This window comes from Bradyrhizobium sp. UBA2491 (assembly GCF_002341725.1).
Classification (GTDB): domain Bacteria; phylum Pseudomonadota; class Alphaproteobacteria; order Rhizobiales; family Xanthobacteraceae; genus Bradyrhizobium.
The window spans coordinates 33909-60215 of sequence record NZ_DDOP01000041.1 but is presented as its reverse complement, the minus strand read 5'-3'; the positions used below and the strand labels follow the sequence as shown (position 1 = coordinate 60215).

Annotated in this window: 21 protein-coding genes and 1 riboswitch; of the genes, 12 read left to right on the top strand and 9 right to left on the bottom strand. The window is 65.6% G+C overall.

All coding sequences use genetic code 11. The annotated features are described in order from the left end of the window. Positions 1–3: 3 nt before the first annotated feature. Complete coding sequence (locus B2W55_RS13070) at positions 4–546, bottom strand: OsmC family protein (protein ID WP_024582635.1); 543 nt, start codon at positions 544–546, stop codon at positions 4–6. 254 nt (positions 547–800) lie between these two features. On the opposite strand from B2W55_RS13070, the gene B2W55_RS13065 reads away from it, so the two are divergent. Then, a complete protein-coding gene (locus tag B2W55_RS13065) occupies positions 801–1454 on the top strand; it encodes a TetR/AcrR family transcriptional regulator (RefSeq protein ID WP_024582636.1) in 654 nt (217 codons plus the stop codon). Here B2W55_RS13065 and B2W55_RS13060 read toward each other — a convergent pair. After that, on the bottom strand, positions 1451–2485 hold the full coding sequence (locus tag B2W55_RS13060; protein WP_024582637.1) for a DUF21 domain-containing protein: 1035 nt from the start codon (positions 2483–2485) through the stop codon (positions 1451–1453). The genes B2W55_RS13065 and B2W55_RS13060 overlap by 4 nt on opposite strands. A gap of 90 nt (positions 2486–2575) precedes the next feature. Further along, positions 2576–3394 (bottom strand): aminoglycoside N(3)-acetyltransferase, encoded by an 819-nt coding sequence (locus tag B2W55_RS13055; protein ID WP_024582638.1) that lies wholly within the window; start codon positions 3392–3394, stop codon positions 2576–2578. Positions 3395–3648: 254 nt separating this feature from the next. Between B2W55_RS13055 and B2W55_RS13050 the strand changes: the two genes are divergently transcribed. Continuing rightward, positions 3649–4866 (top strand): GGDEF domain-containing protein, encoded by a 1218-nt coding sequence (locus B2W55_RS13050; protein ID WP_024582639.1) that lies wholly within the window; start codon positions 3649–3651, stop codon positions 4864–4866. 30 nt (positions 4867–4896) lie between these two features. Here the strand turns inward: B2W55_RS13050 and B2W55_RS13045 are convergent, their stop codons facing one another. Both B2W55_RS13045 and B2W55_RS13040 read right to left on the bottom strand, forming a co-directional pair. Beyond that, a complete protein-coding gene (locus B2W55_RS13045; protein ID WP_024582640.1) occupies positions 4897–5625 on the bottom strand; it encodes an SDR family oxidoreductase in 729 nt (242 codons plus the stop codon). Positions 5626–5719: 94 nt separating this feature from the next. Then, positions 5720–6610, bottom strand: coding sequence for a LysR family transcriptional regulator (locus tag B2W55_RS13040; protein WP_024582641.1), 891 nt, complete (start codon positions 6608–6610; stop codon positions 5720–5722). An 86-nt stretch (positions 6611–6696) separates the two neighbouring features. On the opposite strand from B2W55_RS13040, the gene B2W55_RS13035 reads away from it, so the two are divergent. Beyond that, a complete protein-coding gene (locus B2W55_RS13035; RefSeq protein WP_024582642.1) occupies positions 6697–7158 on the top strand; it encodes a PACE efflux transporter in 462 nt (153 codons plus the stop codon). 214 nt (positions 7159–7372) lie between these two features. Beyond that, positions 7373–8599, top strand: coding sequence for an ABC transporter substrate-binding protein (locus tag B2W55_RS13030; protein WP_043855427.1), 1227 nt, complete (start codon positions 7373–7375; stop codon positions 8597–8599). Positions 8600–8622: 23 nt separating this feature from the next. Here the strand turns inward: B2W55_RS13030 and B2W55_RS13025 are convergent, their stop codons facing one another. Next, positions 8623–9063, bottom strand: coding sequence for a DMT family transporter (locus B2W55_RS13025; RefSeq protein ID WP_024580882.1), 441 nt, complete (start codon positions 9061–9063; stop codon positions 8623–8625). An 85-nt stretch (positions 9064–9148) separates the two neighbouring features. Beyond that, on the bottom strand, positions 9149–10135 hold the full coding sequence (locus B2W55_RS13020) for a helix-turn-helix domain-containing protein (RefSeq protein WP_160306691.1): 987 nt from the start codon (positions 10133–10135) through the stop codon (positions 9149–9151). Between the two features lie 75 nt (positions 10136–10210). Here B2W55_RS13020 and B2W55_RS13015 point away from each other — a divergent pair, with 75 nt between their 5' ends. Then, the gene (locus tag B2W55_RS13015) at positions 10211–12637 is read left to right on the top strand and encodes a TonB-dependent receptor (RefSeq protein ID WP_080890988.1); all 2427 of its coding nucleotides are present in this window, start codon (positions 10211–10213) and stop codon (positions 12635–12637) included. Positions 12638–12806: 169 nt separating this feature from the next. Here the strand turns inward: B2W55_RS13015 and B2W55_RS13010 are convergent, their stop codons facing one another. Further along, positions 12807–14006 carry a TrmJ/YjtD family RNA methyltransferase gene (locus tag B2W55_RS13010; RefSeq protein WP_024580885.1) on the bottom strand — a complete coding sequence of 400 codons (1200 nt, stop codon included), beginning with the start codon at positions 14004–14006 and terminating at the stop codon, positions 12807–12809. 304 nt (positions 14007–14310) lie between these two features. Between B2W55_RS13010 and B2W55_RS13005 the strand changes: the two genes are divergently transcribed. From B2W55_RS13005 to B2W55_RS12995, 3 genes are all read left to right on the top strand, one after another. Beyond that, positions 14311–16038: an alpha/beta hydrolase family protein gene (locus B2W55_RS13005; protein ID WP_024580886.1), complete on the top strand. Its 1728-nt coding sequence runs from the start codon at positions 14311–14313 to the stop codon at positions 16036–16038. 126 nt (positions 16039–16164) lie between these two features. Continuing rightward, positions 16165–17379 (top strand): NADP-dependent isocitrate dehydrogenase, encoded by a 1215-nt coding sequence (locus tag B2W55_RS13000; protein WP_024580887.1) that lies wholly within the window; start codon positions 16165–16167, stop codon positions 17377–17379. Between the two features lie 36 nt (positions 17380–17415). After that, positions 17416–17916 (top strand): DUF3455 domain-containing protein, encoded by a 501-nt coding sequence (locus tag B2W55_RS12995; RefSeq protein ID WP_024580888.1) that lies wholly within the window; start codon positions 17416–17418, stop codon positions 17914–17916. 12 nt (positions 17917–17928) lie between these two features. On the opposite strand, the gene alaS is transcribed toward B2W55_RS12995, so the two are convergent. Further along, a complete protein-coding gene (alaS, locus tag B2W55_RS12990; protein ID WP_024580889.1) occupies positions 17929–20601 on the bottom strand; it encodes an alanine--tRNA ligase in 2673 nt (890 codons plus the stop codon). Between the two features lie 201 nt (positions 20602–20802). Then, positions 20803–20893, top strand: a riboswitch (glycine riboswitch). 139 nt (positions 20894–21032) lie between these two features. Between alaS and gcvT the strand changes: the two genes are divergently transcribed. The 4 genes from gcvT (at position 21033) to B2W55_RS12970 (ending at position 26306) form a co-directional block, all read left to right on the top strand. Beyond that, the gene (gene gcvT / locus B2W55_RS12985) at positions 21033–22178 is read left to right on the top strand and encodes a glycine cleavage system aminomethyltransferase GcvT (RefSeq protein ID WP_024580890.1); all 1146 of its coding nucleotides are present in this window, start codon (positions 21033–21035) and stop codon (positions 22176–22178) included. Between the two features lie 16 nt (positions 22179–22194). Then, entirely contained in the window at positions 22195–22560 is a 366-nt protein-coding gene (gene gcvH, locus B2W55_RS12980; protein WP_024580891.1) for a glycine cleavage system protein GcvH, read from the top strand. Between the two features lie 176 nt (positions 22561–22736). Next, complete coding sequence (gcvP, locus tag B2W55_RS12975; protein ID WP_024580892.1) at positions 22737–25610, top strand: aminomethyl-transferring glycine dehydrogenase; 2874 nt, start codon at positions 22737–22739, stop codon at positions 25608–25610. Positions 25611–25868: 258 nt separating this feature from the next. Beyond that, positions 25869–26306 (top strand): acyl-CoA thioesterase, encoded by a 438-nt coding sequence (locus B2W55_RS12970; RefSeq protein WP_024580893.1) that lies wholly within the window; start codon positions 25869–25871, stop codon positions 26304–26306. The last annotated feature ends 1 nt before the right edge of the window (position 26307 follow it).

Below are 26307 nucleotides of genomic sequence, written 5' to 3'. Positions count from 1 at the left end.
CGCCTAAGCGCTGACCTCGAGATTGACGGGTCGGGTGAAGGTGTTGGCGACCGGCGACCACTTCTTCACATGCGCCACCAGCGCATCGATCTCGTGCTGCGGCACGCCCTCGCATTCCATGTCGACCTTGACGCGGACGTCGGTGAAGCCGACCGGCTTCTCGCTGACGTCGCCGGTGCCCCACACCGCGGTGATGTTGAGGTCGCCCTCGAGCTCGAGCTCAAGCTTGTTGACGGTCCAGCCGCGATGCACGGCGTTGGCATGCAGGCCGACCGCGAGACAGGAGCCGAGCGCGGCGAGCGAGGCTTCGGACGGATTGGGCGCGGTGTCGTCGCCGAGCAGCCCGGGCGGCTCGTCGACGATATAGGGCGCGAGGTTGCGGATGTAGTTGGCGTGCCGGAACTTGCCCTCGGCCACCGTCTTGCACTTCAAGGTCTTGATCACCTTCGGGTTGGCCTTGCCGTTGGCAATCAGCTGCTCGAGCCCGCCTTTGTCGATCGGCGCGAGGCAGCCGGTCAGAGCGGTTTTCTGGGCGACAGCGGTCATCAGTTTTCTCCCTGGGAGCGATGGAAATGGTCAGGATACCGAACGGTCTGTTTCCTGCACGAAGCATGCCAGATCCAGCCCAGATCAAAAGGCGAAATCCCGCAGGCGCTTAGGCGACGCTGCCCGCTGATTGATCAGGGGGTTGGTGCTCAATCGCCAAGCAAATGCCGCGGGCTGGCGATTATTTTCAGCGCATGGACCGCGCAATAAGATGCGACTTGATGATTTCGCCGCGCTCCGATTTACTGCCGCGCATGGCCAAATCGCTTGCGAAGAAAAAACCTGCCGCGGCCTTCGCCGCCGGCGACGACGAATCCGCGCGCGGGCGCCTGCTCAATGCGGCGACCCGGCTGTTCTGCAAGAACGGCATCAACGCCACCGGCATCGATGCGATCATCGACGAGGCGGGAACCGCCAAGACCACGCTCTATAAATTGTTCGGCTCGAAGACCAACCTCGTGCATGCCGTGCTGGAGAGCGAAGGCCGGCAGTGGCGCGAATGGTTCATCGGCGCGATCGAGGCCGGCGGCGGCGATCCGCAGACCAAGCTGTCGCGGATCTTCCCTGCCTTGAAGATTTGGTTCGCCGAGGAGCGCTTCTACGGCTGCCCGTTCATCAACGCGGTCGCCGAGCACGACAAGGACGCCAAACAGTTCCGCAACATCGCGCTGAAGCACAAGAAGGTGGTGCTGGCGCATATCGAGAAGCTCGCCGCCGAGATGGGCGCCACCGAGCCCGCCGTGCTGGCGCATCAGCTCGCGCTGTTGATCGACGGCGCGATCGTCGCCGCCATGGTGTCATGCGATCCCGCTGTCGCCGACACCGCGGGCCTTGCCGCCGGCAATTTGTTCGCGCCGGCGAAGGTGAAGAAGGCGAAGCGCGCGGCCGAGCAGCTCGTCGCGGTCTAGGCCGCCGACCGCTTCTCCACGGTCGCGATGCCGCGCAGCAGGCGCCCGAGCAGGTCGGAGCCGGTGATGATGCGCTTCTGCCCGCTCCACACCAGGATCAAATCGTGCTCGATGACGTCATCGCCGGGCGTTTCCGGCACCACCTTCATCAGCCCGATGACGTCGCCGAGCCGCGCCTTGCTGTCGCGCACGATGATCGGCCGGTGCCAATAGGCGGTCGGATCGCTCTCGAGCTGGTTGAACAGCGCATCGCGCAGGAAGTGATGGGCATCGAGCACGAACACCGGCTCGCCGGAGAGATCGGTCACGATCACCCACTTCATCCCCGACGCATCGATCCGGCGCAGGAACGGATCGTCGGGGACGCGGTCGAATCTCGGCAGCACGCAGCGCTGATTGGCAAGCGGCAGGCTCAGGATGCTGGCGGGATCGATCACTTCGCCCTCGTCGCAGACCGAGATGTCGTCGAGGTCGAGGAAGTTCTGCGCACCGACCGCCTCCACCTTGCTGATGTCACCGCCGTCAACGACGTGGCGGGCGATCATCTGCCGGATGTCCTGCTCGCGCAGATAGGTGATGCCTTCCGAGCCGAGCCACCAGTCGAGCACCATCGCCGTCGGCTTCGCCAGTGGAAACAGCACGACGCGATAGAAGTTCAGGAACGGCAGAAACCGCGCGGTCATCGCCAGCGCGTTGCGCGAGAAGTAGGCCTGCGGGAAGATCTCGCCGAGCAAGGTGATGGCGAAGGCCGAGAACAGGAACGCGCCGACGCCGGCGAGCACCGAATCCGACAGCAGCGTCAGCAGCACGTTGGTGGTGACATTGCCCCAGATGATCGTCGCCAGGATCTGGTTCGAGCTCCGGCGAAGCTCGAGCACGCGCGCGGCATTGGCGTTGCCGCTGTCCGCCTCGATCTGAAGCCGCAGCAGGCTGAGGCTGAAAACCGCGAGATTGAGGCCGGCGAACAATGCCGATTGCAGGATGCAGGCGGCGATCCCGATCCAGGTCGCGATGATCTCAAGAGTGGCCACGGATGCCCCTGCTCGCTGTTGCGGCGTTTCGTCGCCATCACAGTCGACCGAGGTGACAGCAGAATGACCGCGCCGTGATCTCTCTGGCCATCATCCGAACGGCGCGCCCTGCTCCACCATGAGACCAGCGGCGGCATCGACGATGTCAGGCATCGACATCAAATGGCAGGTCGCCGATCCGACGCGCCCAGCGCGGACCAGCCCTTGCCGGAGCAGTGCCTGGCCGATCTCCGGAAAGTCATCGGGGTAACCGGCCGCGACCTCGAAGCGAACCCAGCGCCGCTGCCCGTCGACCGTCATGGCGGAGCCTTCCGCGATCCTCGGCAGTGCCGGCCAGGCCTTCAGCTCGGACAAATGCAGCGCCGTGCAGGCGTCGAAGCCGGCTCCGAGCAGCAGAATGCGCGCGGCCGATCGGTGGAGAACTCCCAGCGGTCCATCGTCACCGAACGGCTCGCCGAGCGACTGCCGCGCCGTGATCCGCTCCGCATCGGGACCGAGAGCCGCGAAGGAGCAGGATGGATGCAGGCTGCGCCGCGCACCCGGCCAGCTCCGGAACAATTCGGCGACGGCGCCCATGTCGCGGGTCGGCGTGGTGCGCGGATCGAACGGCGGCTGGCTTGCCCGGATGATCTCGACCCAGTTTTGCGGAACGGCCGGCGCCCGCCAGTTCGCGGGATCGCTGAGCTGCGAGGACTGCGCGGGCATCACCAGCGTGCCGGTGTCGGTGACCGCGTCGAGCAAGGCGCGCACCACCGCCTCCGCGCCGCCCGCGACCCAGCCGAGCGCGCTCATCGCGCAATGCACCAGCAGCGTATCGCCCGGCATCACGCCGAGCAGCCGCAGGTCACCGGCGAGGCTGTGCTGGGTGCGCGGCTCGGCGGTCGCGGTGACGATGGCATGCTCGGTCATCTTGATTGTTCCCGCGATTGTCACAGACACCGGATTTGCGCGATCAGCCGTCGTCGCGACATCGGCATCGGACCATACTGCATCCCGCCGGCACGGCCACGGCATTGACGCCGCGCAGCGATGCAAGGGCGCGCCAATTTGGCGCATCCGCGCGGTTTACTTCTCGTCAAGCACGCCGTGTGATCGGCGTCGTCCTTAAAGACCTGTTAGCCCCGCTGGGGTCAGTTGCCACGTGAAAATACGGGGCAAGAACAATGCAGTCCGAAGCAGGACAATACAGCCAGCCGCGCTGGGGCGTGACGCGCTGGCTTGCCGATGCCGGGCCGGGCGTGCCCGACGACATCCGCCAGGCGCTGATCGCGGATCTCTACGGCTCGCTGCCGGTGTTCGCCGCCGGCGCAGTCAACACGGTCGCGGTCGCGGCTGTGATCGCGACGCACGAGCCGACCGCGCCGTTCATTACCTGGCTTGCGCTCGAAATCGTGATCTGCCTGTCGCGCCTGACGGTGCTTGTCATTGCGCATCGCGCGGCGCGCGAACGGCGGCCGACGCCGACCGACCTGCACCTCGTGCTCGCGGTCGCGTGGAGCGCAAGCGTCGGCTTCGGTATCCTGATCAGCCTCGCCAGCGGCGACTGGGTGGTCGCGATGCTGGCCTCGCTGTCGGCGGCGGCCATGGTCGGCGGCATCTGCTTCCGCAATTTTAGCGCCCCTCGCCTCGCCGGCACCATGATCCTGCTCAGCCTCGGCCCGATCGTCCCGGGCGCAGCCCTCGCCGGCGAGCCGCTGCTGTTCATCGTCTTCATGCAGGTGCCGCTGTATCTCACGGCGATGACGGTCGCGGCCTTCCGCCTCAACAAGATGCTGGTCGCCACCATGCGCGCCGAGCGTGAGAACGGCCATCTCGCCCATCACGACACGCTGACCGGCCTGCGCAATCGCGCCGGCTTCGTCGCCGCACTGAACGCCAAGCTGACGGCATCCGCCGGCGTGGCGAAGCCGTTCGCGTTGTTGTTCTTCGATCTCGACAATTTCAAGCCGGTCAACGACACCTATGGCCACGCCGCCGGCGACCAGGTGCTGATGCTGACCGCGGAGCGGCTGCGGCGCGCGCTGCCCGAGACCGCGGTGATCGCGCGGCTCGGTGGCGACGAATTCGTCGTGCTGGTCAACGGCGTCACGGCGGACCAGGCGCTCACGGTCGGTCAGCGCATCATCCAGACCGTTACCATGCCCTATCAGCTCGCTGGCGGTATCTCGGCCCAGGTCGGCGTCAGCGTCGGCATCGCGGTGTCGCCGGAGCACGGCACCGAGGCCGAGCAGCTGCTGGCAGCCGCCGACGCCGCGCTGTACGAAGCGAAATCCGAGGGCAAGGCGCGCTGTCGGATGGCCACCGTCGCGACCAACGTCGCCGCGTTGCGCCGCCTCACGCAGCGCAGTCCGGCACCCGCCGCCGATCGCGGCGCCGCCTGACCACCGCTTCGCATTTTTCCGGATCATGCCCTACAGATCGAAATTCGTCGGCAGCATCACGACGTCGCGGATGGTCATGCCGCGCGGCCGGGTCAGCATGAACAGCACGACCTCGGCGACTTCGCTGGCTTCCAGCAGGCTGCCCGACGCCTTGGCTTCCGCGAGCTTCTCCGCCGGCCAGTCGGCGAGCAGCGCGCTGATCACCGGCCCAGGCGAGATCGCGCCGACGCGGATGCCGTGCTTGAACACCTGGCGCCGCACCGTCTGCACGAAGCAGTTGATCGCCCATTTCGACGACGCATAGACCGGCTCCCACGGCGTCGGGAAATGCGCGGCGAGCGAGCTGGTGACGATGATGTCGCCGGTCCCCCGCGCGATCATGTGCGGCAGCACGTCGTGGACGTTCTTCATCACGACGTTGACGTTGAGGTTCAGCATCCGGTCGATCGCGCCGGTATCGGCATCGACGAGGTCGCCGCCGACATAAATGCCGGCATTGGCATGCAGGATGTCGAGCTGGCCGGCCTTCGCGAGCACCTGCGGCAACAGCGTTGCGCAGGCGGTGGGATCGAGCAGGTCGATGACCAGCGGGATCACGGCCTCGCCATGCCTATTGGCGAGCGCCTCGAGCGCTGCGGCGTCGCGGTCGACCATCACCACCCGCGCGCCGGCCGCCAGCATCACCTCCGCGCTCGCCAATCCGATGCCCGACGCCGCGCCGGTCACCGCCGCGACCTTGCCTTGCAATTGCTTCGCCATCGTCTCCACCCTGTCAGTCCGTACGGCGGGCATCGCAACACATCACGGTCGCGCTGTCAGCTGCCATGCGATGCGCGGCGGCGCGTGCGTCCCGTTACAGCCGGAGCATCGCCGGCCGCGTGGCAAAACGGCGGCGCAACCATTTCGCCGCCGGCCCGGCCGGCCGCTGCTTGTGCCAGACCACTTCGAGCGCCACCGGATGCGCCCCCTCGTCGAATTCCAGTTCGGGGATTGCGAGCTCCTCGGCGATCGGCGAGCTCGCCATGATGTGCGCCGGGATCAGCGCCCAGCCGACGCCCTGCTTGAGGATCTGCAGGATCACCCAATGGCTCTCGACCCACCACACCTCGGCCGCGACCCGCAGCCGATGCCGCTCGGTGCCCTCGTTGCGTACCGTCACCATGATCTGGCGATGCCGCTTCAGCTCCTCCCAATCCACCCGTCCTTGCGCCAACGGATGGGTCTTGCCGCAGACCAATTGCAGCGGCACCCAACCGATGGTCTTGAAGCCGAGCTCGGACGGCAGGCTCTCCTGCCGCCACATCACGCCGACATCGGCCTTGCCGTCGAGCACGAGCCGGCTGACGTCCTCCATGATCGGAAACAGCAGCTCCAGTTCGACATGCGGAAAGTGCCTGGCGAATTCCGCGAACAGCTCGCCGACCGCGCTCTCCGGATAAAGCTCGTCGATTGCGACCACGAGGCGCTTCTCGACATGCGCCTCGAAGCTGCTGGCAACACCGATCAGGTGCTCGCGCCGATCGAGGATCAGCTTTGCTTCCGGCAACAGTCGCGCCCCCGCTTCGGTCAGCACCGGGTTGCGCCCGGCCCGGTCGAACAGCGCAATGCCGAGGTCGGTCTCGAGGTTCGCCACATGCGTGCTGACGGCCGATTGCGCCTTCTTCAAAAGCCTCGCCGCGCCGGAGAACGAGCCCTGCTCGGCCGCGGCCACGAAGGATTCGAGCTGGTCCATGGACACGGACATCTATCTCTTTTCCAGATACTACCTAACTTTGTAATCCCATAATATCAGATAGAAATCCGGTCACAACGACAAGAAAGGGTTTTCAAATGTCTATGCGTTCCTTCTCCGACCGGATCAGGCACGCAGTCCTGTTCGAACTGATCGGTATCGCCATCTTCACGCCGGCGGCCGCCTGGCTGTTCAATCAGCCGGTCGCCCATATGGGCGTCATCGGCGTCGTCTCGGCGACCGTGGCGACGATCTGGAACTTGCTGTTCAATCTCGGCTTCGACCACGCGCTGGTCCGTTTCACCGGCCGTGTCGCCAAGACGATGCCGATCCGCGTCGCGCACGCGATGCTGTTCGAGGCCGGCCTGATCGTGCTGCTGATCCCGTTCGTCGCCTGGTATCTGGGCGTCTCGCTGTGGGCCGCGCTGATGATGGATATCTCGATCGTCGCGTTCTATCTGGTCTACGCGTTCGTCTTCAACATCGCCTACGACCGGGTGTTTCCGCTGCCCCGGCCCGGTGCGCACGATCGCGCGGCGAGCCGGGCCCTGCCGGCCTGATCGGCTGCGGGATGCGGCGCGGCGTGGATCATCCGATCCGCCGCGCCGCGCCAGACCGGCACCGTCCAATATTCGGAATCCTAGCGCCTCCACACAAGTTCCTTCGCACAGCGCCCATAGACTGGTTTGATCCGGTTTGAGCACTGTGGAATGCTGAGCCGACACGCCCGTCAGAGGCTGCCAAACCGCCAACAAGAAGAAGCGGAGGAATGCAATGACAAGGTCTCGTCCGATCCAGCCAACCCGCCGTCATCTCATCAAGGGCGCCGCCGCCGCGTCGGCCACGCTGCTGCTCGGCAGGCCCGCCATTGCCAAGGGCAAGACCGAGATCGTCATCGGCAACATCGATGCCTATTCGGGACCGGCCGCGGTCTATTCGTCGATCGGCCGCACGCCCGGCGGCTATTTCAAGATGATCAACGAGCAAGGCGGCATCAACGGCCGCATGATCAAGTACATCACCTATGACGACGCCTACAGCCCGGCCAAGACCGTGGAACAGGCGCGCAAGCTGGTCGAGAGCGACGAGATCGACGTGCTGTTCTCGCCGCTCGGCGCGCCGACCAACGCGGCGATCATGAAATACATGAACCAGAAGAAGGTGCCGCACCTGTTCATCGCCTCGGGCGCCACCAAGTTCGGCGACCACAAGAATTTCCCGTACACCATGGGCTTCATGCCCTGCTACCAGATCGAGGGCCGGACCTTCGCGCAACACGTGCTCGCAACCCAGCCCGATGCCAAGATCGGCATCATCTATCAGAACGACGATTTCGGCCGCGACGTCCTCAAGGGCTTCAAGGACGGGCTCGGCGCCAAGACATCGTCGATCGTGGCGGAGCTGTCCTACGAGACGTCGGATCCGACCATCGACAGCCAGGTGGTGCGCTGCAAATCCGCCGGCGCCAACGTGTTCATGAGCATGACCACGCCGAAATTCGCAGCGCAGGGCATCAAGAAGGTCGCCGAGTTGAACTGGCAGCCGACGCATTACATCGGCAACAACGCCTCCTCCGCCGGCTCGACGCTGAAGGCCGCCGGCTTCGACATCTCCAAGGGCATCATCTCGAGCGCCTATATGAAGGACCCGGTCGACGCGGCCTGGGACAGCGACCCCGCCGTGGTGAAATGGCGGGCCTTCCTCGACAAATACGATCCGGCAGCCGCCAAGAACGATATCTATGCGGCGATCGCCTATGTGGTCAGCCAGGTCATGGTTCAGGTGCTCAGGCAGTGCGGTGACGACGTCTCGTCCGATAGCATCATCAGGCAGGCAGCGAACCTCAGGGATGTCGAATCCGATCTGCTGCTGTCGGGTATCAAGGTCAACACCTCGCCGACCGACTACTACCCGCTCGAACAGCTGCAACTGGTGCGCTTCAACGGCGAGCGCTACGAGATCCTCGGGCCGGTGATCGACGGCGGCATATCGAAAGCCTGATCGCGCCCGCGCTGGTCGCTGCGCTATGCGCGGACCAGCGCGGCGCCGGCGATCAGGCATGCGGCACCGAGCAACCGCAGCAGCGTCGCAGGATGCTGCGGTGTGCCGAGCACGCCGAAATGGTCGAAGGCCAGCGAGCAGAGCAACTGGCCGACGACCACCAGGGTCACGACGGTGGCAACGCCGAGACGCGGGATCATGAACACGCTGGTGGCGATGAAGGCCGCGCCGAACAAGCCGCCGGTCCATGCGATCAAGGGTACGCGGGCCGCGGATGCCGAGCTGAACAACGGCTCACGCAAGATCACGAGCACGGCCGCCAGCGCGATCGTTCCGCCGAGATAGCTGACAAAGGCCGACCACCAGGCCGACTGCAAACTCCTCCCGAGATTCGCGTTCAAGAGTTGCTGGAAGCCGACGCTACAGCCGGCGGCAAGGACCAGGAGTGGAGCAAGAACGTTCATGGCGCGCCTGGACGAATTGGAGCCGATGTCATGACATCACGCTAGGCGCGCGGCTCGTATCCTGTCTGGAACGAAATCGACCGTGCTACGTCCGCACGAAGGCCGACCGGTAGGCGGCCGGCGTGGCGCCATAGGCCCTGCGGAACAGCCGGCCGAAATGGCTCTGATCTGCGAAACCAGCCGCATAGGCGACATCGGCGACGGCGCTGCCCTGCTTGAGTTCGGCGCGAGCACTCGCCAGCCGCTGCGCGACGCGATAGGCGGCAGGCGTCATGCCGAACCGCCGCCTGAAAGCCCTGATGAAGCCGTCGGTCGAGTAACCGAGTTGCTTGGCCATCGCGCCGACAGCGAGCTCCTGGTCCAGGACCTGCTGCGACAAGACGAGCGCCGCCGCACTCCGCCCGCCGCGGTCCCCGCCCCTGCGCGCCGATCCGACGGCGTCGATGATCTCACTCGGCGACTGCGCGCGCATGCCGCGGATGATCTGCGGGACCACCACGCCATGCGCGGCCGGATGGTCGGCTGGCACGTAGAGATGCGTCACGACCGCCGCCACGTCGCCGTGGGAGGCATGCGGCAGGCCAGCCGGGATGATCACGATGTCACCGGCAGAGCCACAAAATTCGCCAAGCGGCGTCCGGTACACACGCGATCCGTGGCTGACGGCCGCGACCTGGACTTCGGAATGAAAATGCGCCGCCTGGGAGATCGGCCTGATGGTTTCGAGCCGCCCGATTTCGATGCAGGCTGCGCGCTGATACGGACGATAGTTCCACAATGCGCGCATCGACAACACCAGCGCCAGTTCCAATCGACCGAGAATGGCCAGACCCGGATGTCTGATACCACGTGACGACTTCGGATGGGTGGCGATCTCACACAAATTCCATTCAATGAAAAACGATTCGAGAATTGCATCGAACGGAACCTGTCCCGTCGTGGCTGCACGCGGTGCGAATCTCGAAATACGAATCCGAGCAAACAAGATCGCGCGTTGCGCTCGCTCAGCATCGTGCGCAAGCGCGTCGTCACTGCGACAATTGATCGCGGCAACAGCTCGTATCTCGGCCAACGTCCTGTGTGGAACAGCGTGCAGAGTCTCGCGCTCACGCGCGTTCGACGCACTCCAAACTCATAGCGCTTCACGATGCCGCTTCGATCGCATGCTGCGGATCAGGTCGTTAGATGCCTTCTAATTGTCGCAGCCTTGCTCAGCTGCTTATTCCAGCTCGCACGCAAACTGGGGCGCAGTTCGCGTGAACTGAGTTCTGGGGATCGTATGCTGAACAATTCGAATTTGCCGCGCACACTCGGTGTTGCGTGCGTGTCCGTGCTGTTGACCACCACATCGTCGCAGGCGCAGCAGACCAATCGGCAACAATCGCCGAACTCGGCGGCCTCATCGCTTCCCCCGGTGAACGTATCGGCGCCTGAGAAGCGCGCGGCGTCCGTGCGCCGACAGCCGTCGTCGCGCGCAACACGCGGCGCCGCTTCTCGTCTTGCCGCCAGGCGAGAGAGCATCGTGGCGGCTCCGTCCGCGAGCGTGCCGACGGCCGGCGCGCGTCAGGCCGCATTGCCGGTGCCCTATATCGGCGGCCAAGTTGCACGCGGCGGCCAGCTCGGATTGCTCGGCAACAAGGACTATATGGACACGCCATACAGCCTCACGAGCTATACCGAGAAGACGATCCGCGATCAGCAGGCCACCAGCGTCGCGGAGGTGCTGACCAACTCCGATCCTTCGGTGCGCGCCGCCATCGGTAGCAGCAACCGCTATGACGCGCTCACGATCCGCGGTTTCCGGATCGAGAACAGCGAAATCGCAATGAACGGGATCTACGGCCTCGTCCCTGCCTATCGAATCAATCCCGCGCCGATCGAGCGCATCGAGCTGCTGAAGGGGCCGGCCGCCTTCCTCAACGGAATGGCGCCGCAGGGCAGCATCGGTGGCACGGTGAATGTCGTGACCAAGCGCGCCGCGGAGGACCTTACGCGCCTGACCGCCGGCTACATCTCGGATGGCCGCTTCGGCACGGAACTCGACCTCGCCCGCCGCTACGGCGAGCAGAAGGAATGGGGCGTTCGCTTCAACGGCGGCCTCGACGGCGGCAACACCGCGATCGACCGGCAGGCGGTGCGCAACGGCGTCGGCTCGCTCGGCGTCGATTACCACGGGGAACGTTTCCGCTGGTCCGCCGACATCATCTCCCAGGATGACTGGATGAAAGCTGCCCAGCGCGGCTACACGCCGGTGCCCGGTATCGCGCTGCCGAGCGCGCCCGATCCGCGCATCAACCTGGCGCAGCCGTTCGACTACGCGCGATCGCGAAGCCTGACCGGGCTGACCCGCGCCGAATACGACTTGAGCAACAACGTCACCGTATTCGGCGCGATCGGCGCCAACGAATTCCGCTACGACAAGCGGGAAGACCCGGGCGCGACGATCCTCAACACGGCGGGCGACGCGTTGGGTACGTCGCGCTTCCAGACTGGCAAGTCGGAGGCCGTCTCGGGCGAGGCCGGCGTGCGGGCGCGCTTCGACACCGGTCCCGTCGGCCATGAGGTCGTGGTCAGCGGCAGCGCGCAGAACCGCACCGACTGGCTCGGCCAGACCAATTACGGCACCTACCTTACCAATATCTACAGCCCGACCTTGCTGGCGAACGCCGGCGCGCCGCTGTCGACATTCCCCGAGGGCAAGTCCGACTTCCTCGGGCTGCGCAGCGTCGGCGTCGCCGATACGCTGACGACGATGGGCGGGATGCTTCAGGTCATCGTCGGCGCACGCCAGCAGCAGGTGATCGCGAACGGCTACGCGCCGGTTAGCGGCCTCGAGACCACGCACTACGACCAGAGCGCGACATCGCCGTCGATCGCTCTTGTGGTCAGGCCGATCAAGCAGCTGTCGTTCTATGCGAACTACATCGAGGGCCTGTCGCCTGGACCAACACCGCCGTCGGGCGCGGCGAATACCAACGCGGTGTTTGCGCCGTTCAAAACGCGGCAGGTCGAAGTCGGCACCAAGCTCGATCTCGGAGGCTTCGGTGCGAGCCTTGCAGCGTTCCAGATCAGCCAACCGAGCGGCGTGATCGATCCGATCACCAAGATCTACAGCCTCGACGGCCAGCAGAGGAACCGCGGCATCGAGCTCAACACCTTTGGCGAGGTCGCGCCGGGCGTGCGCGTGCTCGGCGGCGTGACGTGGCTCGATGCCCGGCTGACCGAGACGCAAGGTCATCTCTACGACGGCAATCACGCCATCGGCGCACCCGATCTGCAAGGCAATCTCGGCGTCGAATGGGATACGCCCTTCGTGCCCGGCCTGACCGCGACGGCACGCGCCATCTATACCAGTCGGGCCTATGTCAGCGCCGACAACACCCAGAGCGTGCCGTCCTGGACGACGTTCGACATCGGCGCGCGCTACGCAACCAAGCTCGCCGGACGTCCGACCACGTTCCGCGCCGCACTCACCAACGTGTTCGACAAGCACTACTGGATCGGCAATCCGACCGGCTATGTGATCAGCGGCATGCCGCGGACGCTATGGCTGTCGATGACCGTCGATTTCTGAGCGGAGGCGCGACGCGCACTCGGTTTCGGCCACACCGTCGCGTCACGCAGCGCGCTCAAAATCGTAGGATGGGTAGAGCGCAGCGAAACCCATCGTCGTCCTGGCGAAAGCCAGGACGACGGCGGAGAGGCTTTGCCATATTCACGCTCGTCCGAGCGATGGCGAAGCCTCATCGCCCCTGCTGAAGCCCAGTCTCCAGCCGCGCCAGCTCGCCGTCGAGGTCGCGCTCGACGTCGGCGACCTGCATGTCGACCACGCGGTAGTCGCGTGCCTCGAGCCAGGCGCGGCGATTGGCCCGGTCGGCGACGATGGCATCGCTCTCGTCCGGATTGACCAGTTCGATCGCGATCCGGTGCGCGAAGCAGACGAAATCGGGGATGTGGCGGCCGACCGGGGTCTGGCGCTTGAACTGGCCGGCGAAGCGGCGATCCCGCGTCAGCGCCTGCCACAGGATCCGCTCGGCATCGGTCGGGTTGCGGCGGAGCAGCCGGGCGAGGCCGCGCACCGTGCTGGAATTGTCGGCGACGGCACCGCCCTGGCCCTGCTCGGCAAGCAGCGCCCGCAGCCGGGTCGCCTGGGCGCCGTCGAGCACCCCGCCCTTGGCCGGGCCCTTGCGCCCCTCGGCGATCGCCATCACCACCCCGTGCAGCGTGTGCATGTCCTGCTTGGTCGGGTCCATCCGCGTGAAGATGTTGCGCAGGTTCACCAGCATGGTGTCGCGCTTCTCGGCCGGCCGCAGGAACTCGACCTTGTCGAGCTCGGCGACCAGGTTGTCGAAGAACGCCTGCATCTGGTGCTGGGAAGCGGGCTCGGATCGTTCCGGCATTGCGAACGGCAACACGCCCGCGGTCGAGAGCTTGAACCATTCATAGCCCATCAACAGCACCGCCTGCGCCAGGTTGAGCGAGGCGAAGCCCGGGTTGACCGGATAGGTGATGATGCGGTTGGCGAGCGCGACCTCCTCATTGGTCAGGCCGGAACGCTCCCGTCCGAATAGGATGCCAGCCCCGCCGCCCGATGCGACATGGCGGACGATCTCGGCTGCCGCGCCTTCCGGCCCGACCACCGGCTTGGCCTGGTCATGGGCGCGGGCGGTGGTCGCGAACACCAGCGTGAGGTCGGCGATCGCCTGCTCGACGGTGTCGAACAGTTCGACGGAACCGATGATGTGGTCGGCCCCGGCCGCCGCACGTTGCGCGGCGACATTCGGCCAGCCGTCGCGCGGATTGACGATGCGCATCCGCGTCAGCGCGAAATTGCCCATCGCGCGCGCGGCCATGCCGATGTTCTCGCCAAGCTGCGGCTCGACCAAAATGACGACGGGACCGGCAAGGTCGTGCCCTGCCTTGGTCTTGTCGGTGCCGGACATCTCACTTCACTTTCTGATTCAACGTCTGAAGATTTTGAATCAGCTTCCGAAGCGGCTGATTCAAAATCTATACAGGTCCCCCGAACCAGCTTTTCACCGGTTTTGTGCGAGACCATTTTCCCCAAGCAGATAACAGGGTTAGCGGCGTTTGCGAATCCGCAATCGGAATCCCGGGCGCACGGCGCGAAGGCCGCCGCTTGCGCGCGCTTGGCCTTCGGATAGGCTATCAACCACAACCAAAGCGAAGCTGTAAAGGCACGCTTGAGACGCCGGTTGAACGGCGAGGCACCTTGGGGGGACGACAATGCGGGGCAGATGGACGCTGGCAATTCTGGGCGCGGTCTTGATCGTGGCGGGCGGCCTGCTCGCCCATTTCACACAGACCGCGGGCGGCATCCGGATCGAGGATGTCAGGTTCAAGGGCGCCAAGGGCAACACCATGAGCGCCCTGCTCTACATCCCGCCGAATGCCACGGCGCAGATCCCGGCGCCGGGCATCCTGGCCGTCCACGGCTACATCAATTCGCGCGAGACCCAGGACGGCTTCGCCATCGAGTTCGCCCGCCGCGGCTATGTGGTGCTGGCACTGGACCAGACCGGCCATGGCTACAGCGATCCGCCCTCCTTCGCCAACGGGTTTGGCGGCCCCGACGGGCTGGCCTATCTCCGCAGCCTGCAAATTGTCGACAAGGACAATATCGGGCTCGAGGGCCATTCGATGGGCGGCTGGACCGTGCTGGCCGCGGCGGCCGCGATGCCCAACGACTACAAGTCGATGGTGCTGGAGGGCTCGTCCACCGGCAAGCCGTTCGCTGCCGAGGGCACCACCTCATGGCCGCGCAACACCGCGCTGGTGTTCGCCCAGTATGAGGAATTCCCCGACCTGATGTGGGGCGTTCAGCTCGCCCGCGACGTCACCACGAGCCCTAAGCTCTGGGCGCTGTTCGGCACCCAGGCCGCGGTCGAGCCCGGCAAGGTCTATGGCGATCCGGCGGCTGGCACGGCGCGGGTGCTCTACACCCCCGCGATGACCCATCCAGCCGAACACATCTCGCATGAGGCGATCGGCTACAGCCTCGACTGGTTCGCCAAGACCCTGAAGGGCGGCACCCCGCGTCCGGTCGACGACCAGATCTGGTTCCGCAAGGAGATCGGCACGCTGATCGCCCTGATCGGTTTCGTTGCCCTCGTCATCGGGACGTTCGACGGGCTGCTGGAAGCGCCGATGTTCTCCCGCCTGCGGCTACCGGCGGTTGCCGACGGCACCATGCCGCCACATGAGGCCGCCAAAGGCCGGCGCTGGACCACGGCGTTGATCCTGTCCGCCTTCATCCCGGCGCTGACCTATTATCCGGCCTTCGCGCTCGGCGGCACGCTCGTAACCCCGAGCGCATTCCTGCCACAGGGCATCACCAACCAGATCCTGGTCTGGGCCGTCATCAACCTGCTGATCACGCTGGCCCTGATGCGGTTCGCGCCGAAGCGCGCCAGCCGGGCCGGCCTGGTCGGTCAATCCGTCGTGATCGCGGTAGCCTCGGTCGCGGTGGGTTACGCCGCGCTCTGGCTGGCCGACCTCGCCTTCAAGATCGACTTCAGGTTCTGGATCGTCGCACTCAAATTGATGAGCGCGAAGCAATTCCTCATCTTCCTGATCTATCTGATTCCGTTCACGGCGTTTTTCGTCGTGGCGCTGCACGTGCTGCACCGGAATTTCTCGACCATGGGCGCGCCGCGCGCGGGGCTCTATCTGACCAACATCCTGGCGCTGACGCTCGGGTTCATCGTGCTGCTGGTGCTGCAATACGGCACGCTTTGGCTGACAGGAAAGCTGTTCAACCCGGTGCCGGACCCCGGATTCGTGCCGCTCTCGACCATCGTGGCGATCCAGTTCGTGCCGCTGCTGGCGATCGTCGCCGTGATCGCGACCTTCACCTGGCGGCGCACGGGATCGAGCCTGCCGGGGGCCCTGATCGCCGGCCTGTTCGTGACCTGGTACGTCGTCGCTGGGACCGCCACGCAGGTCCCGTTTTAGCTGAAAAGATGGGCTTAAAGTGCATACCCCCTCCGCTTCCGCCCGCCCCCGGGCGGTGCTATAGCGCAGGCGTATTCCACCATCCCGCCGTCAAAAGCGCGCTGTTCCCAAGAGGGCCTCTCCGTCATGGCAAAAATCAAGGTATCCAATCCCGTCGTCGAGCTCGATGGCGACGAGATGACCCGGATCATCTGGCAGTACATCAAGGACAAGCTGATCAACCCGTTCCTGGATGTCGAACTGCTCTACTTCGATCTGGGCATGGAATACCGCGATGAGACCAACGACCAGGTCACCATCGACGCCGCCGAAGCCATCAAGAAGGTCGGCGTCGGCGTCAAATGCGCCACCATCACCCCCGACGAGGCCCGGGTGAAGGAGTTCGGCCTGAAGCAGATGTGGAAGTCGCCGAACGGCACCATCCGCAACATCCTCGGCGGCGTGATCTTCCGCGAGCCGATCATCTGCAAGAACGTGCCGCGCCTGGTTCCCGGCTGGACCAAGCCGATCATCATCGGCCGCCACGCCTATGGCGACCAGTACCGCGCCACCGACATCAAGTTCCCGGGCAAGGGCACGCTGTCGCTGAAGTTCGTCGGCGAGGACGGCACCGTGATCGAGCGCGAAGTGTTCAAGGCGCCCGGCGCCGGCGTCGCGATGGAGATGTACAATCTCGACGACTCCATCATCGATTTCGCCCGCGCATCGCTGAACTACGGCCTGCTGCGCAACTACCCGGTCTATCTCTCGACCAAGAACACCATCCTCAAGGTCTATGACGGCCGCTTCAAGGACATCTTCCAGGACGTCTACGACCGCGAATTCAAGAAGGAATTCGAGGCCAAGGGCCTGACCTACGAGCACCGCCTGATCGACGACATGGTCGCCTCGGCGTTGAAATGGTCCGGCGGCTATGTCTGGGCCTGCAAGAACTACGACGGCGACGTGCAGTCCGACACTGTGGCCCAGGGCTACGGCTCGCTCGGCCTGATGACCTCGGTGCTGCTCACCCCGGACGGCAAGACGGTGGAAGCCGAAGCCGCGCACGGCACGGTGACCCGACACTACCGCGAGCACCAGAAGGGCAAGGAGACCTCGACCAATTCGATCGCGTCGATCTTCGCCTGGACCCGTGGTCTCGCCCACCGCGCCAAGCTCGACAACAATCCGGAACTCGCCAAATTCGCGACCACGCTGGAGAAGGTCTGCGTCTCGACCGTCGAAGAGGGCTACATGACCAAGGACCTCGCGCTCCTGGTCGGCGCCGACCAGCGCTGGCTCTCGACCACCGGATTCCTCGACAAGGTATCCGACAACCTCGTGAAGGCGATGGCCGGCTAAGCCCGCCGTTTCCGGACGATCTCGACGAGCGTGACCATGGCCCTACTCAAAGCCGTGACGATCGCCTCGTTGCTCGCAACGGGATCGGCGGCCTGGGCCGCCGATACCCTGCCCGACGCCGTGGCGGCGCCGGGCGAGACCGCAGTGCTGTCAGTCCACGCCGAAGGCCTGCAAGTCTATGAGTGCAAGCCGGTCACCGACGGCAAGCTCGCCTGGTCGTTTCGCGAACCGATCGCGACCCTGATCGCCGACGGCCGAACCATCGGACGGCACTATGCCGGACCGAACTGGGAGCATGTCGACGGCAGCGCCATCACCGGACGCACCACCGGTACAGCGCCGGGTGTGGCGCCCTCCGACATTCCCTGGCTGAAGCTTGCGGTGATCTCCCGTCGCGGCGAAGGCGTGCTCACCGGCATCTCGACCGTGCAGCGGATCAACACCGCGGGCGGCGAGCTCAGCGGCGCCTGCGACAAAGCGGGCGCGCTGAGGAGCGCGCCCTACTCGGCCGATTACGTCTTCCTTCGCAAGGACTGAGGTCAGCGCCGATCAGGCGCCAGCCATCGCTTGCTCGATCGCCGACAGCGCGGCATCGGCCTTGGCGCCGTCGGGGCCGCCGGCCTGCGCCATGTCGGGCCGGCCGCCGCCGCCCTTGCCGCCGAGCACCTCGGAGCCCTTGCGCACCAGTTCGACCGCATTGAAGCGCGAGGTCAGGTCCGCTGTGACGCCCACCACGATGCCGGCCTTGCCGTCCTCGGTGACGCCGACGATCGCGACCACGCCGGAGCCGATCTGCTTCTTGCCGTCATCGACCAGGCTCTTCAGATCCTTGGTCTCGACGCCCTCGACCGCGCGCGCGAGCAGCTTGACATTGCCGACCTCGCGAACGCCGGAGGCGGCGCCGTTCGATGCACCGCCGCCGCCCATCGCGAGCTTCTTGCGGGCATCCGAGAGGTCGCGCTCGAGCTTCTTGCGTTCCTCCATCAGCGCGGCGATGCGCGCCGGCACGTCCTCCACCGTGGTGCGCAGCTCCTGCGCCGCGGTCTTGGCCAGCACCATCGTATCGTTGGCGTGCTTGCGCGCGTGGCGCCCGGTCAGTGCCTCGATGCGGCGGACGCCGGACGCCACCGCGCTCTCGCTGGTCACCGAGATCAGGCCGATGTCGCCGGTGCGGCGGACATGGGTGCCGCCGCACAGTTCGACCGACCAGCCAAGTGCATTCTGGCCGTGCTCGCGGGCGCTCTTGCCCATCGAGACGACGCGGACCTCGTCGCCATATTTTTCGCCGAACAGCGCGCGCGCCCCGGCCTCGCGGGCGTCGTCGACACCCATGATGCGGGTGGTGACCTCGTCATTCTCCAGCACGACGTCGTTGGCGATGTCCTCGACCCGGGCGAGCTCTTCCGCCGTGATCGGCTTCGGATGCACGAAATCGAACCGCAGGCGATCGGGCGCGACCAGCGAGCCGCGCTGTGCGATGTGATCGCCGAGCACCTGGCGCAGCGCCTCGTGCAGCAGATGGGTCGCCGAGTGATTGGCGCGGATCGACGAACGCCTGGCGTGATCGACCTCGAGTTGCAGAGCGGTGCCGACGTTCAGCGTGCCCTGCTCCACGGTACCGACATGCACGAACAGATCGCCGGCCTTCTTCTGCATGTCGGTGACGCGGAATTTGACACCCTCGCCCGTCAGCACGCCGATATCGCCGACCTGGCCACCCGACTCGGCGTAGAACGGGGTCTGGTTCAGCACGATCGCGCCGCTCTCGCCGGCCTTGAGGCCATCGACCTCGGCGCCGTCCTTGACCAGCGCCGTCACCACGCCTTCCGCGCTCTCGGTCTCGTAGCCGAGGAATTCGGTCGCGCCGAGCTTCTCGCGCAACGGGAACCAGATCGCCTCGGTCGCCGCCTCACCGGAGCCTGCCCAGGAGGCGCGCGCCTTCTCGCGCTGGCGGTTCATCGCGTCGGTGAATGATGCCTGGTCGACGCTGATGCCGCGCGACTTCAGCGCGTCCTGCGTCAGGTCGAGCGGGAAGCCGTAGGTGTCGTACAGCGTGAACGCGGTGTCGCCGTCGAACATATCGCCCTTCTTGAGGCCGGCGCTCTTCTCATCCAGAATCGAAAGACCGCGCACCAGCGTCTTGCGGAAGCGCGTCTCCTCCAGTTGCAGCGTTTCCTCGATCAGCTTCTCCGCGCGCACCAGGTCGGGATAGGCCTGGCCCATCTCGCGGACCAGCGCCCAGACCAGGCGATGCATCAGCGGCTCGCTTGCGCCGAGCAACTGCGCATGGCGCATCGCGCGGCGCATGATCCGGCGCAGCACGTAGCCGCGGCCCTCGTTCGACGGCAGCACGCCGTCGGCGATCAGGAACGCCGACGAGCGCAGATGGTCGGCGATCACCCGGTACGACGCCACGTTCTGCTCGTTCGGCCCATGGCCGAGGGCCGACGCGGTCGCGTCGATCAAATGGCGGAACAGATCGGTCTCGAACACACTCTCGACGCCCTGCAGGATGCAGGCCATGCGCTCCAGCCCCATGCCGGTGTCGATCGAGGGACGCGGCAGCGCCACGCGCTCCTCCTTCGTCACCTGCTCGTACTGCATGAACACCAGGTTCCAGAATTCGAGGAAGCGATCGCCGTCCTCCTCCGGGCTGCCCGGAGGTCCGCCCCAGATGTGCTCACCGCGGTCGATGAAAATCTCGGAGCACGGACCGCACGGGCCGGTGTCGCCCATCGCCCAGAAATTGTCCGAGGTCGCGATGCGGATGATGCGGTCGTCCGAGAAGCCCGCGATCTTCTTCCAGTAGCCGGCCGCCTCGTCGTCGGTGTGGTAGACGGTGACGAGCAGCTTGTCTTTCTTGAGCCCGAAATCCTTGGTGATCAGGTTCCAGGCGAGTTCGATCGCGCGCTCCTTGAAGTAATCGCCGAACGAGAAGTTGCCGAGCATCTCGAAGAAGGTGAGATGGCGCGCGGTGTAGCCGACATTGTCGAGATCGTTGTGCTTGCCGCCGGCACGTACGCATTTCTGCGACGTCGTGGCGCGCTGATAGCCGCGCTTCTCGACGCCGGTGAAGACGTTCTTGAACTGCACCATGCCGGCATTGGTGAACATCAGGGTCGGGTCGTTGCGCGGAACCAGCGGCGACGACGCCACGATCTCGTGGCCGTTCTCCTTGAAGAAGTTCAGAAATGTCGACCTGATGTCGTTGACGCTGCTCATGTTCATCCAATCGGAAAAAGGGGCCGGCCAGCCGCAAAGAGGCGTCATTTTCCGGCCGAACGCTTTTAGACATTGCCAGCTGCGGTGTCCAGAAACTGTGCAGGCGGATCATGGGCTTGCCGCGACAGCACAAAGCCCATTGGATAGTTGTTGCAGCTGCGTTGACAGTCTTGGTGGCGCCGTGTTTTCTACCTACCTCTAACCCGTCACGTCGGGAGAGACCGGCCTTACCGCCGGCGCCGAAGGAGCAACCGCCCCGGAAACTCTCAGGCAAAAGGACCGCGTGACGTCTGACATCTGGAAAGAGGCGCTGGGGTTCTCCCCGATGCGTCCGCCGACGGGATAATACTCTCAGGCACAGCGACAGATGGGGCTTTCTGCTGGTTTCTCAAGGGGAAATGGGTCCCCGCGGGAACCGCGAGGGCCCTGTGATGCTTGTGCGCGAAACTTCCCCGCTGAAACAGACCCCGCTGCACGCGCTGCATCTGGCACGCGGCGCCAAGATGGTGCCGTTCGCCGGCTACGACATGCCGGTGCAATACACGGCCGGCGTGCTGAAGGAGCATCTGCACACCCGCAAGGATGCCGGCCTGTTCGACGTCTCCCACATGGGACAGCTCGTGCTGAAGGCCAGATCCGGCAAGGTCGGCGACGCCGCGCTGGCGCTGGAAAAACTGGTGCCGCAGGACATTGTCGGCATCGCGCCGGGACGGCAGCGCTACGCGCAATTCACCAATCACGACGGCGGCCTGCTCGACGACCTGATGGTCGCGAATTTCGGCGATCATTTGTTCCTGGTGGTCAATGCCGCCTGCAAGGCAGAGGACGAGGCGCATCTGCGCGCGCATCTCTCCGATGTCTGCGAGATCGTGTCGCTGGCTGACCGCGCGCTGATCGCGCTGCAAGGTCCGAAGGCCGAATCGGCACTGGCGAAACTTTGTGCAGATGTCAGTTCGATGAAATTCATGGACGCCGGCCCCCGCCGCGTCGCCGACATCGATTGTTTCGTCTCCCGCTCCGGCTATACCGGCGAGGACGGCTTTGAAATCTCCGTGCCCGCCGACAAAGCCGAAGCCCTGGTTACCGCGCTGCTCGACAATCCCGACGTGCTGCCGATCGGGCTTGGCGCCCGCGACAGCCTGCGGCTCGAGGCCGGGCTCTGCCTCTACGGCCACGACATCGACACCACGACCACGCCGGTCGAAGGCGCGCTGGAATGGTCGGTGCAGAAAGTCCGCCGCGGCGGCAGCGCCCGCGCCGGTGGCTTCCCCGGCGCCGACAAGATCCTAAGCCAATTCGCACAAGGCGCATCGCGCCGCCGCGTCGGCCTCAGGCCGGAGGGCCGCGCGCCAGTGCGCGAAGGCGCCTTGCTGTTCGCCGACCCGACCTCGACCGAGCCAATCGGCAAGGTGACCTCGGGTGGCTTCGGCCCGAGCCTCAATGCGCCGGTTGCGATGGGCTATCTGCCCACCGCCCTGTCCGCGCTGGACACCATTGTTTTCGCCGAAGTGCGCGGCCAGCGGCTGCCGCTCAAGGTCGCCGCCACGCCCTTCGTCCCCAACACCTACAAACGCTAAACGCCAGAGGATCTCCATGACGACGCTGTACACGTCCGACCACGAATGGCTCCGCATCGAGGGCGACGTCGCCACGATCGGGATCACCGACTACGCGCAGTCGCAGCTCGGCGACGTCGTGTTCGTCGAACTGCCCAAGGTCGGCCGCAGCCTGAAGAAGGCCGAGGCCGCCGCCGTCGTCGAATCCGTCAAGGCCGCCTCCGACGTCTACGCGCCGATCACCGGCGAGGTGATCGAGGTCAACGAGGCGCTGGCCGCCGAGCCTGCCCTGGTCAATTCGGATGCCGGCGGTAAGGCCTGGTTCTTCAAGCTGAAGATCGCTGACAAGAGCGAACTCGGTGGCCTGATGGACGAGGCCGCCTACGCCGCCCACACCGCCTGAGAGAATGAAACAGATTGCGACCACACACTCACTGTCATCGTCCGGCCTTGTGCGTAATTGCGCACTTGGACCGGGCGATCCAGTACGCCGCGCCCCTTCAGCTTAATCGCTGACGTCCCGGCGTACTGGATACCCCGCATTCGCGGAGTATGACGGCTGACAATGAGGACCACGCCATGAACGCGCCTTTCAAGCCGATCAACGAAGCCGCCACCGATTTCGTCCGCCGACACATCGGACCATCGCCGCGCGACATCAACGCGATGCTGGAGACGGTCGGCGCCGCGAGCTTGCAGGCGCTGATGAACGAGACGCTGCCAGCCTCGATCCGGCAGAAGGCGCCGCTCGATCTCGGCCGCGCGTTGAGCGAGACCGAGGCGCTCGCGCATATGAGCGAGCTCGCCGCGCAGAACCAGACCTTCACGTCGCTGATCGGCCAGGGCTATTCCGGCACCATCCTGCCTCCGGTGATCCAGCGCAACATCCTGGAGAACCCGGCCTGGTACACGGCGTACACGCCGTATCAGCCGGAGATCAGCCAGGGCCGGCTCGAAGCCCTGTTCAACTTCCAGACCATGATCTGCGACCTCACCGGGCTCGACGTCGCCAACGCCTCGCTGCTCGATGAAGCGACGGCGGCAGCGGAAGCGATGGCGCTCGCCGAGCGCCACTCGCAGGTCAAGGCGAAGGTATTCTTCGTCGACAAGGAGGTGCATCCGCAGACGCTCGCCGTGATGCGCACGCGCGCCGCCCCGCTGGGCTGGGCGCTGGTGGTCGGCGATCCCCTGACCGAGCTCGACAAGGCCGACGTGCTCGGCGCGCTGCTGCAATATCCGGGCACATCGGGCGCGGTGCGCGACCTCCGCCCGGCGATCGCATCGCTGCGCGCCAAGGGCGCGCTTGCGATCGTGGCCGCGGACCTGCTGTCGCTCACCCTGCTCGCTTCGCCCGGCGAGCTCGGCGCCGACATCGCGATCGGATCGGCGCAACGGTTCGGCGTCCCGATGGGCTACGGCGGACCGCACGCCGCCTACATGGCGGTGCGTGACGCGCTGAAGCGCTCGCTGCCCGGCCGCATCGTTGGCCTGTCGGTGGATTCGCGCGGCGCGCCGGCCTATCGGCTGGCATTGCAGACCCGCGAGCAGCACATCCGCCGCGAGAAGGCGACCTCCAACATCTGCACCGCGCAGGTGCTGCTCGCGGTGATCGCCTCGATGTATGCGGTCTATCACGGGCCCGAGGGCCTGACGCATATCGCACGCAGCGTGCATCGTCGCGCCACCGTGCTCGCCGCGGGGCTGCGCAAGCTCGGCTTTGCGCCGACCAGCGAAGCGTTCTTCGACACCGTGACCGTCGAGGCCAGCGCGAAGCAGATCGAGATCGTCACGCGCGCCCAGGCGGAGCGGATCAATCTGCGGATCGGTGCGACCACGCTCGGCATCGCGCTCGACGAGACCACCACGGCAGAAACCGTCGAGGCGGTGTGGCGGGCGTTCGGCGGCAAACTCAGCTTTGCCGAGATCGAGGCCGCCGCCCGCGAGGCACTGCCCAAGGAGCTGCGGCGCAGCAGCGCCTTCCTCACCCATCCGGTGTTCAACAGCCATCGTTCGGAGACCGAGCTGCTGCGCTACATGCGCAAGCTCAGCGATCGCGACCTCGCGCTCGACCGCGCCATGATCCCGCTCGGCTCCTGCACCATGAAGCTCAACGCCACCACCGAGATGATCCCGCTGACCTGGCCCGCGTTCGGCAATCTGCACCCGTTCGCGCCCGCGGATCAGGCCAAGGGCTATCATTCGCTGTTCAAGCGGCTGGAGCAGTGGCTGTGCGACATCACCGGCTATGACGCGGTGTCGCTGCAACCGAACTCCGGCGCGCAGGGCGAATATGCCGGGCTTTTGGCCATTCGTGGCTACCATCTCGCGCGCGGCGAGCCGCATCGCAAGGTGTGCCTGATCCCCTCCTCCGCGCACGGCACCAACCCGGCCTCCGCTGCGATGGTCGGCATGGACGTCGTGGTGGTCGCCTGCGACGCGCGCGGCGACGTCGATGTCGGCGATCTCCGCGCCAAGGCGGAGAAGCATTCGGCCAACCTGGCCGCCGTGATGATCACCTATCCGTCGACCCACGGCGTGTTCGAGGAGCACATCCGCGAGATCTGCGACATCGTGCATGCCCATGGCGGACAGGTCTATCTCGACGGCGCCAACATGAATGCGCAGGTCGGCCTGTCGCGTCCCGGCGACTACGGCGCCGATGTCAGCCATCTCAACCTGCACAAGACCTTCTGCATCCCGCATGGCGGCGGCGGCCCCGGCATGGGCCCGATCGGCGTCAAGGCGCATCTTGCGCCCTACCTGCCGGGCCATCCGGCGACCGACGGCGCGACAGCGCATGCCGTCGGCCCGGTCTCGGCCGCGCCGTTCGGCTCGGCGTCGATCCTGACCATCTCCTACATCTACATCCTGATGATGGGCGGCGAAGGGCTGACGCGCGCCACCGAAGTGGCGATCCTCAATGCGAACTACATCGCAGCAAGGCTGCAACCGCATTTCCCGGTGCTGTACCGCAACGAGCGCGGCCGCGTCGCGCATGAATGCATCGTCGATCCGCGGCCGCTGAAGACGACCAACGGCGTCACCGTCGACGACATCGCCAAGCGGCTGATCGACTACGGCTTCCATGCGCCGACCATGAGCTTCCCGGTGGCGGGCACGCTGATGATCGAGCCGACGGAATCGGAATCGAAATTCGAGATCGACCGCTTCTGCGATGCGATGATCGCAATCCGCAAGGAGATCGCGGAGATCGAGAGCGGCCGCTGGAAGGTCGAGGCGTCGCCGCTGCGCCACGCCCCGCACACCGTGCACGACATCGCCGACGATGTGTGGGACCGGGCCTACACCCGCACCGAGGGCTGCTTCCCGGCAGGCGTCTCGCGGTCCGACAAATACTGGAGCCCGGTCGGCCGCGTCGACAATGTCTACGGCGATCGCAACCTGGTGTGCTCCTGCCCGCCGATCGAGGATTACGCGGAGGCCGCGGAGTAACGCGGGCTCCGTCGTGGAATGTCGTAGCAACCATCAAGCGGGCATGGTTGCTGCGAGGTCCGGTTCAAAGCATCGAAAACAACCCCATGCACCGTAGGGATTGGGGCGACTGGTCATCCACCGGCACTAGATCCGGTGGGTAGGACGGGTAGAGCCAACCGGACCGCGCGTGCGTGCACCTGCTGGCTTTCCCCATGCTACGATCCCGCAATTCGGCTATCGCTGAATGCGCGGGACCAACGCCGCCGCAGGAGGAACATGCGCGAGGAATTCTGGTTTCACTTCCCGTTTCGCGTCCGCTATTCGGAGGTCGACGCGCAGGCCGTGGTGTTCAACGCCCACTATTTGACCTATTTCGACACCGCGATCACGGAATACTTCCGCGCGCTCGGCTACGACTATCTCGGCGAGGTCAAGCGGACCGGCATCGACTTCCACACCGTGAAGTCGGTGGTCGAGTACAAGGCGCCAATCCGGTTCGACGAGGACATCGAGGTCTGCGTCCGCGTCGCGCGGATCGGCCGCTCCTCGATCAACCTGGCGCTCGCGATCTTCGCCAAGGGCTCCAACGATCTGCGCGCCACCGGCGAGATCATCTGGGTCGCGACCGACCAGACGACCCATCAATCGGTCGCCGTCACGGACGATCTGCGGGCGCTGATTGCGAGCCGGGAAAAGGCGCTGCCGGCGGGCTGAG

What these genes read in the sequence shown, in the direction of transcription:
- gcvT (WP_024580890.1), top strand. Translation starts at nt 21,033, where the DNA reads ATGCTTGTGCGCGAAACTTCCCCGCTGAAACAGACCCCGCTGCACGCG.
- B2W55_RS13070 (WP_024582635.1), bottom strand. Translation starts at nt 546, where the DNA reads ATGACCGCTGTCGCCCAGAAAACCGCTCTGACCGGCTGCCTCGCGCCG.
- gcvH (WP_024580891.1), top strand. Translation starts at nt 22,195, where the DNA reads ATGACGACGCTGTACACGTCCGACCACGAATGGCTCCGCATCGAGGGC.
- B2W55_RS13055 (WP_024582638.1), bottom strand. Translation starts at nt 3,394, where the DNA reads ATGACCGAGCATGCCATCGTCACCGCGACCGCCGAGCCGCGCACCCAG.
- B2W55_RS13000 (WP_024580887.1), top strand. Translation starts at nt 16,165, where the DNA reads ATGGCAAAAATCAAGGTATCCAATCCCGTCGTCGAGCTCGATGGCGAC.
- gcvP (WP_024580892.1), top strand. Translation starts at nt 22,737, where the DNA reads ATGAACGCGCCTTTCAAGCCGATCAACGAAGCCGCCACCGATTTCGTC.
- B2W55_RS13040 (WP_024582641.1), bottom strand. Translation starts at nt 6,610, where the DNA reads ATGTCCGTGTCCATGGACCAGCTCGAATCCTTCGTGGCCGCGGCCGAG.
- B2W55_RS13030 (WP_043855427.1), top strand. Translation starts at nt 7,373, where the DNA reads ATGACAAGGTCTCGTCCGATCCAGCCAACCCGCCGTCATCTCATCAAG.
- B2W55_RS13065 (WP_024582636.1), top strand. Translation starts at nt 801, where the DNA reads ATGGCCAAATCGCTTGCGAAGAAAAAACCTGCCGCGGCCTTCGCCGCC.
- B2W55_RS13050 (WP_024582639.1), top strand. Translation starts at nt 3,649, where the DNA reads ATGCAGTCCGAAGCAGGACAATACAGCCAGCCGCGCTGGGGCGTGACG.
- B2W55_RS13045 (WP_024582640.1), bottom strand. Translation starts at nt 5,625, where the DNA reads ATGGCGAAGCAATTGCAAGGCAAGGTCGCGGCGGTGACCGGCGCGGCG.
- B2W55_RS13025 (WP_024580882.1), bottom strand. Translation starts at nt 9,063, where the DNA reads ATGAACGTTCTTGCTCCACTCCTGGTCCTTGCCGCCGGCTGTAGCGTC.
- B2W55_RS13035 (WP_024582642.1), top strand. Translation starts at nt 6,697, where the DNA reads ATGTCTATGCGTTCCTTCTCCGACCGGATCAGGCACGCAGTCCTGTTC.
- B2W55_RS12995 (WP_024580888.1), top strand. Translation starts at nt 17,416, where the DNA reads ATGGCCCTACTCAAAGCCGTGACGATCGCCTCGTTGCTCGCAACGGGA.
- alaS (WP_024580889.1), bottom strand. Translation starts at nt 20,601, where the DNA reads ATGAGCAGCGTCAACGACATCAGGTCGACATTTCTGAACTTCTTCAAG.
- B2W55_RS13010 (WP_024580885.1), bottom strand. Translation starts at nt 14,006, where the DNA reads ATGTCCGGCACCGACAAGACCAAGGCAGGGCACGACCTTGCCGGTCCC.
- B2W55_RS12970 (WP_024580893.1), top strand. Translation starts at nt 25,869, where the DNA reads ATGCGCGAGGAATTCTGGTTTCACTTCCCGTTTCGCGTCCGCTATTCG.
- B2W55_RS13005 (WP_024580886.1), top strand. Translation starts at nt 14,311, where the DNA reads ATGCGGGGCAGATGGACGCTGGCAATTCTGGGCGCGGTCTTGATCGTG.
- B2W55_RS13015 (WP_080890988.1), top strand. Translation starts at nt 10,211, where the DNA reads ATGCCGCTTCGATCGCATGCTGCGGATCAGGTCGTTAGATGCCTTCTA.